The sequence below is a fragment of the Azovibrio restrictus DSM 23866 genome (genome assembly GCF_000429665.1).
Taxonomy (GTDB): domain Bacteria; phylum Pseudomonadota; class Gammaproteobacteria; order Burkholderiales; family Rhodocyclaceae; genus Azovibrio; species Azovibrio restrictus.
The window spans coordinates 1-5,565 of record NZ_AUCH01000034.1 but is presented as its reverse complement, the minus strand read 5'-3'; the positions used below and the strand labels follow the sequence as shown (position 1 = coordinate 5,565).

Sequence of the window (5,565 nt, the reverse complement as noted above, 5' to 3'; positions counted from 1 at the left end):
GAAGAGAAGGCATATACGGACGCTATCGGTTTAACCAATTTTTTCTCCGGCGGCCCGGGAAAATGTGGTCGTGGTGCGGGGAACTAAGAATGACCCAAGAGAGTGGTTTTGGCTTGTATTTTCTTGTGTCGTATTGCTGGCAGTGCTTGGTCGTATCTTGCGAAGTAGGACTTGGAAGCATTTTTTCGCGCTTCAAACCATTCTCAACAAAATGGCCTCGTATGCTGGTTGGCTATTACTAGCCACATTCTTGCTGTCCATGACTTATGCATTTTTGATCGGATTCCCTGAATAGGATATATAGAGATACGCATGCCCGATAAAATAGGTAAATTTAGAGTATTGCTATTTTGTGCTCTAGTGGTTGTCGCGAGCACTGTTTCATACCTTGCAGGGGATGCCAGAGGTAGTCGAACGGGATTCGCTACCGGTTATTCAAAAGGACAATTAGACCTTGCGTTAGAGATCCAGGCCGTACTTAATGAGAGAATAAATGGCCAAACAGAAACAAAAACATATCGCCATTTTAAAGACATAAAAGATATCACCTTGTACGTGGTTACAATCGAAGGTGTCAGAACGATAGCAACTTGGGAAAACCAAAGAGAGAACAGGCCAACTTCTGATTAACATATCGGGGAGAAGCCATTTTCATTTGCTCCTCCCGCATGGCTACGTGTGCGACTTTCCGAAAAGTGCATTTTGAGGCTCAAAATATCAAACTGGGGTACGCAGGCATTATTTAGACGGAAGACGCGCAAAACTATACAACCGGTCGGAGTCCCGCCTTAAAAGCCATTTTTAATTCATGAAGTTCTCAGCAGCATTCAGTCAAGACTTCGTTCTCCAGCCGGAGTATTTTTGAAACCCCAGACTATTCATTCTCTCTATTCTAATCAGAGCTACCATTCTCGAAGTGGATGTGCTCCTGGGCCGCTGAAGAAAATTTTTGTATGAAATCAGATGACTTTTGCCCTGCATGTCCTACAAAAAAATGGTTATTTTCTATTGCCCAATCATAGACTGACACGCCAACAGGGTATCTAGTTAAAACTCCAGTCAAAGAATTTTTCTTTATCCATTTCTCTGCGTCGGCTTGCTCGTCGAATATCGCAGAAGGAAACTTCCCTCCTACCCCATTGAAGACCCAGACGTCCTTCATAGTACCTCTCGAGAAAATCGTTAATTACGAGGATGCACTGAATTTTTATAAACGGATCTTGGGCATCCGTCACCTTGGAAAGCGATAGCCACAAATCATAAATAAATTTTGCACATTCAGTGCACGCATGCCATTAGCTATGCTAAAAACGCAACATGCGCGAAGCTATGTCACTCGACTCAATAGAATTAATTTTCTGAATTTCTGTAGCTTCAAAAGGAACTCTTGTTTTTCAACATCCATACAGAATTGCTGTGGATCATCGCTGGGAAATAAATCCAGCGTGAAATCTGCCAACAGTAAGCGAACAAAGTCCGAATCGGAGCCTTCATAAATATTTCTAATTTTGCTGTAGGCTAAGGAGAAGGTCTGTGCATCAAAGTATTTCCTCACAAATGGCCATATATGTGCGACCTGTCGACAACCAAGCTTTTCGATCAGAAATATCGCCGCGTTCAAAATTGTGACTGCATTTACTGGATTTCCGGATTGCTCCAACGACAGAATGCAGTTCATCAGATAATCCTGAATTATTTCATCTTCGGTTTCACTTTCTTCATCAGCGCAACCGTCCGACGTGAAGTACCTTTCTTCATTTATTCTAAAAACTGCAGCTACATCAAACCCGGTAACAGATGAAGGATCTATCCAAGTCCGTTGCATGGGATCATCGACCATGGCCATAACATCTTGAATTGAGTAGCTCATGTGCAATCACCCGTAGCATAAAAAAGCGCAAAAAATCCATCAAAACGGATTGAATTCGTCATTTAGCCCATAAAACTTTCGCATTCTATTTCAACCTGACTTCCTTCCTAATCATGAAGCCCACACATTCGGCACTAAATGTGGCCAGCCATGAAGTTAATTGGATCACATTCGATAAAATTACAAATTTTCATATCAACAACATCTTGATATGGAATCAAGAAAAATCTCGTTGCAACAAAGAAATCCAACAATTCCCAGTTTTTTAAAAGCGCTTCTTTTTTTATCAAAAAGGCGCTTTCATCAGCAGAAAATATCACGACAATATCTTCACTTCTAAAAACATTAAATTCAGAAAGCTCAGGTTCCCTCAGTTCGCCAAGCTCCACTCCCGACCCAAATTTTATGAACCTATGACGAGACTGAGCACTCCAGTCTATTCTAGTACCAACCGAATTCCATTTCAGCTGACAAAGCGCTTTGTCTATATCTTCCGAAATCGATTTATCAAGAATTCTGGGACGCATCGGAGCGAAGAAATCAAATTGATTTTCCATTTTTACTCTCACAGCTTTGGCATTCCATTCATGGCTTGATTGAACTCACCCTCACTTCCCAGAACTGAATCGCCCCGGAAATCACGGAGACCATTTGGTTTGCGCGCCCCTAATTTTGCCAGCTTAGGCCTAAACTTATTTAGTAATACAGTGCCGATCTTTCAGCACGCCAAATACGTCTAACAATATACCCAAAAATTCCCCATCCGACTTGATCCCACTCTCTTTACACCAGTCATAAAACGATACCAAATCGTGCCCGCGGCAAACCAAATATTTTTCTAGAAAACTCTTCCCATAACCAAGGCGTTGGCTCTCCACTCCCAAATAAAACTCTTTACTAAGCGACTTAATCAAGTCCACCAACTCTGCACTTGGCAATGGCAAAAGCGTCTTATGTTGCGCGCCATAGCCAAGAATAAACTCAGCAATTTCTCGAACTCTTGAATAATCACCACCAGAAGCATTCCACATTTCTTCAAACCGATTTTCTCGATTTGTTCTGAGCAACTTCTGAAGCCGTATTTTTTTTCTATTCCTCATGTACTTATAATTTCAATTAATCGACAATACCGGAATTATCGCACCATTGCAAGCAATGGCCCCTAAAATAGCCGCCACACTTTTCTAAGCAATTCTTCTCAAGTACACCTGAATATCATATTTGCGCCCAGGTCGGGAAAGAGCAATGAATTCTGAGGGTGAGAAGTCACCATCAGACAAAAATTTCTCCAGCTTAAACACAAGATACTCCAACGAGCCCTCATCTAGTCCAATTTTCAAGTGATGGCCATCAATGTTAACAGTGTCAAAATCGCTTATATAAACCGTGAAGAAGCCAGCCCACTTTTCTTGTTTATCAAGGTGTAGGCAGGCCATGGTTTCCTCATCCCTTTTGCCACCAAGGCCAGATAAACTCTGAATTAGATAAAATGCTCCTTCGTTATCAAAAGAAAGGGCCAGCTCGTTTTTGCTCAGCGGGCCAAAATTAAATACAATCATGGGCATACCTGTTCAGTCCCGCCTGGTTATAAACACGTTTTTTGAACAATTCAGGTTTTTTGTTCTGCCATTCCTTCAGCGCATGACGGGAGAACGATGCTCGAGTGCGCGCTGCGGAATCTGCTGGTTGTAGGTTTTTACATAGCGCTCGAGCGTCGTCTCCATCCCGCACCAGGTTGTCCTGGGCGTCGTATACAAAGTCGCTTTGTTCGCCGTTCTGGTTCCCCAGGGCGATCAGGCGCATCGCCGCGTCGTAGCGGTAACCCAGGCTGTGCCCCGGGGGATCGATCTGCCGGATCAGCTGGCCTTCGCCGTTGTAGGCATAGCGGCTGACATGGCCCAGGGGTCGGTGCGCCGGGTGCGCCGGGTGAGCCGGGTGAGCCGGGTGAGCCGGGTGAGCCGGGTGAGCCGGGTGAGCCGGGTGAGCCGGTCGGCGGCATCGGTACTGGCGATCACTCAAAGGAGTGGTCCATTTTCCATGATCTCCGCCAGCTTCCTCGGGGTGCTCCCATGTTTGTTGCTCTTGTCGAGATCAGCGCCCGATTTGATCAACAAATCAATAATGGCTTTGCTAGTGTCATCGTTCTTAAACTGGAAGACCGCCCTGGACAGGGGAGTGTTACCATGCCTGTCCTGTGGGTCCACTAGTGCCCCGCTATCGAGAAGAATTCGAATCACCTCAATGCGCCGCTCTTGCACTGCAAGGTGAAGTGGCGACAGCCCCAGGCGGTCAGTGCTATTTAAGTCCGCTCCTATTGATCTCAGCTTTCTGGCCACTTCAACGTTTCCACAAAATGCCGCACGCGCCATTAACGTATTGCCGGATCTGTCGGCGATGTTTGGATTGCAGCCGCCTTCGATAGCAGCCAGTCCGCTATCGAAGTCATCGATTTCGATGGAATGACGCAGTTGAGTGTCTAGTTGGTTATCCATAGTCTATTTTCCCGAAACAAAAGGGGAGTGATCTTCAAATTCGTGAGACAGTTTGTCTTGGGGGCTTCAATTTGGTAGAAGTCAGGGTTGTTCATATGTTCATTGAACTCTGCCTGCGTCGAGCCTGCCCGAAATTTTGTGTGAGAGGCATAACATGTCGCCAAGGAGCATGTATGCCAAGCAAGAAGAAACAGGTGCAGGCGCTGCCTAGCATTCCGAAAGAACTCATTGATCAGATGGTCAGAGACCCGATCCGCCTCGATGGCGTTCAAGAAGGCACTGATCGAACGCATTCTGGGCGCCGAGCTCAGCCATCACCTGGGTTACCCTCAATTGTATGGATGGAACTCGGACCGCATTTTGGTGGGCTCCTTAATAAATACACTGACTTCATGGCGCCTTATGGCTGACTTTATAAATTATGATGAGTTACCACATCACCAGACTTTCATGTGCGGGGAACAAAACCCGGAAACAATATCCATTACCTCCAAAATCTTATCTTCTAACGCTTCACCCACCAAATCAAGTCTAAATTCCCCCAAAAGCGAAATCACCTCTGACGATTTAACTCCATGCCTTTTATAACTTTCCAATATATCACGAATAGCCAGCAAATCTGCTTTTTTATATATCGCAGCCCGCAATTCACAATCAACAGAGCAAATAATTTCCATTATATTTTTTCCTTTTGTTTTTTGTTGCACCAAGTACCCCTCTGGTAGTCACTAAAAGGCATGCTTCTACTTGGTTGCAAAGTGCCGTGAACGGGGCAATCCTGAACATAAACTAGATCTGGACCCAACTCATCCTCATCAATTAAAAACACGCTGTCTTTTCCTGTTCCACCTAACGAGGATGGCTTTCTAAAGGCAGGAAGATTATTTGGTGTATCCGGGGAAACAGATACACCTCAAGAATGAGGATGGACCATCCCGTTCTGATCTATTGGTATATCAACAGTTGGACGTGCTCCGAGCCCCCTCGCTGTCGCTTCAATTGTCGGACCACCTTGTTGGTCGCTTTTCATTGCTCGGAATAAACGCTTATTCAACCCAAGAGAATCCACCCACCCCGTCGAATTCGGAGTGTAGGCATAGAGGTTATTCCCCCCCAACAATCCAATCGGGTCCTGGGTGAGATATCGGGCCGTGTCCGGATCGTAATACCGATGCCGGTTGTAATACAGCCCCGTTTCCTCAT

12 protein-coding genes and 1 pseudogene are annotated in these 5,565 nt (G+C 45.2%); 2 read left to right on the top strand and 11 right to left on the bottom strand.

The features are described 5' to 3' along the window. Nucleotides 1-312 precede the first annotated feature (312 nt). Nucleotides 313-630, top strand: a complete 318-nt coding sequence (locus G474_RS23635) for a hypothetical protein (protein WP_156919330.1) — start codon at nucleotides 313-315, stop codon at nucleotides 628-630. Between the two features lie 262 nt (nucleotides 631-892). On the opposite strand, the gene G474_RS23805 is transcribed toward G474_RS23635, so the two are convergent. The 9 genes from G474_RS23805 to G474_RS24600 form a co-directional block, all read right to left on the bottom strand. Beyond that, a complete protein-coding gene (locus tag G474_RS23805) occupies nucleotides 893-1,162 on the bottom strand; it encodes a DUF7710 domain-containing protein (protein ID WP_084513842.1) in 270 nt (89 codons plus the stop codon). A 165-nt stretch (nucleotides 1,163-1,327) separates the two neighbouring features. Beyond that, entirely contained in the window at nucleotides 1,328-1,870 is a 543-nt protein-coding gene (locus tag G474_RS23630) for a hypothetical protein (protein ID WP_156919329.1), read from the bottom strand. 134 nt (nucleotides 1,871-2,004) lie between these two features. Then, the gene (locus tag G474_RS23625; protein ID WP_156919328.1) at nucleotides 2,005-2,427 is read right to left on the bottom strand and encodes a hypothetical protein; all 423 of its coding nucleotides are present in this window, start codon (nucleotides 2,425-2,427) and stop codon (nucleotides 2,005-2,007) included. Between the two features lie 135 nt (nucleotides 2,428-2,562). After that, the gene (locus G474_RS23620; RefSeq protein ID WP_156919327.1) at nucleotides 2,563-2,901 is read right to left on the bottom strand and encodes a hypothetical protein; all 339 of its coding nucleotides are present in this window, start codon (nucleotides 2,899-2,901) and stop codon (nucleotides 2,563-2,565) included. A 153-nt stretch (nucleotides 2,902-3,054) separates the two neighbouring features. After that, complete coding sequence (locus G474_RS23615; RefSeq protein WP_043465151.1) at nucleotides 3,055-3,435, bottom strand: hypothetical protein; 381 nt, start codon at nucleotides 3,433-3,435, stop codon at nucleotides 3,055-3,057. Beyond that, nucleotides 3,416-3,673: a hypothetical protein gene (locus tag G474_RS24605; RefSeq protein ID WP_425386888.1), complete on the bottom strand. Its 258-nt coding sequence runs from the start codon at nucleotides 3,671-3,673 to the stop codon at nucleotides 3,416-3,418. The genes G474_RS23615 and G474_RS24605 overlap by 20 nt, the downstream gene beginning before the upstream one ends. Before the next feature lie 53 nt (nucleotides 3,674-3,726). Further along, nucleotides 3,727-3,885 (bottom strand): hypothetical protein, encoded by a 159-nt coding sequence (locus G474_RS24315; protein ID WP_245589397.1) that lies wholly within the window; start codon nucleotides 3,883-3,885, stop codon nucleotides 3,727-3,729. Further along, nucleotides 3,886-4,362 carry an ankyrin repeat domain-containing protein gene (locus G474_RS21475; protein WP_051282412.1) on the bottom strand — a complete coding sequence of 159 codons (477 nt, stop codon included), beginning with the start codon at nucleotides 4,360-4,362 and terminating at the stop codon, nucleotides 3,886-3,888. It abuts the gene before it with no gap. After that, the gene (locus G474_RS24600; RefSeq protein WP_425386887.1) at nucleotides 4,347-4,526 is read right to left on the bottom strand and encodes a GH-E family nuclease; all 180 of its coding nucleotides are present in this window, start codon (nucleotides 4,524-4,526) and stop codon (nucleotides 4,347-4,349) included. The genes G474_RS21475 and G474_RS24600 overlap by 16 nt, the downstream gene beginning before the upstream one ends. Before the next feature lie 9 nt (nucleotides 4,527-4,535). On the opposite strand from G474_RS24600, the pseudogene G474_RS23605 reads away from it, so the two are divergent. Then, nucleotides 4,536-4,692, top strand: a pseudogene (locus G474_RS23605) (IS256 family transposase); the annotation flags it as partial. Nucleotides 4,693-4,799: 107 nt separating this feature from the next. On the opposite strand, the gene G474_RS22975 reads toward G474_RS23605, so the two are convergent. Both G474_RS22975 and G474_RS22970 read right to left on the bottom strand, forming a co-directional pair. After that, nucleotides 4,800-5,069, bottom strand: coding sequence for a hypothetical protein (locus G474_RS22975; protein ID WP_211228145.1), 270 nt, complete (start codon nucleotides 5,067-5,069; stop codon nucleotides 4,800-4,802). Between the two features lie 206 nt (nucleotides 5,070-5,275). Further along, nucleotides 5,276-5,565 (bottom strand): RHS repeat-associated core domain-containing protein (locus tag G474_RS22970; protein ID WP_169729544.1); only part of this gene is annotated, 290 nt, incomplete at its 5' end.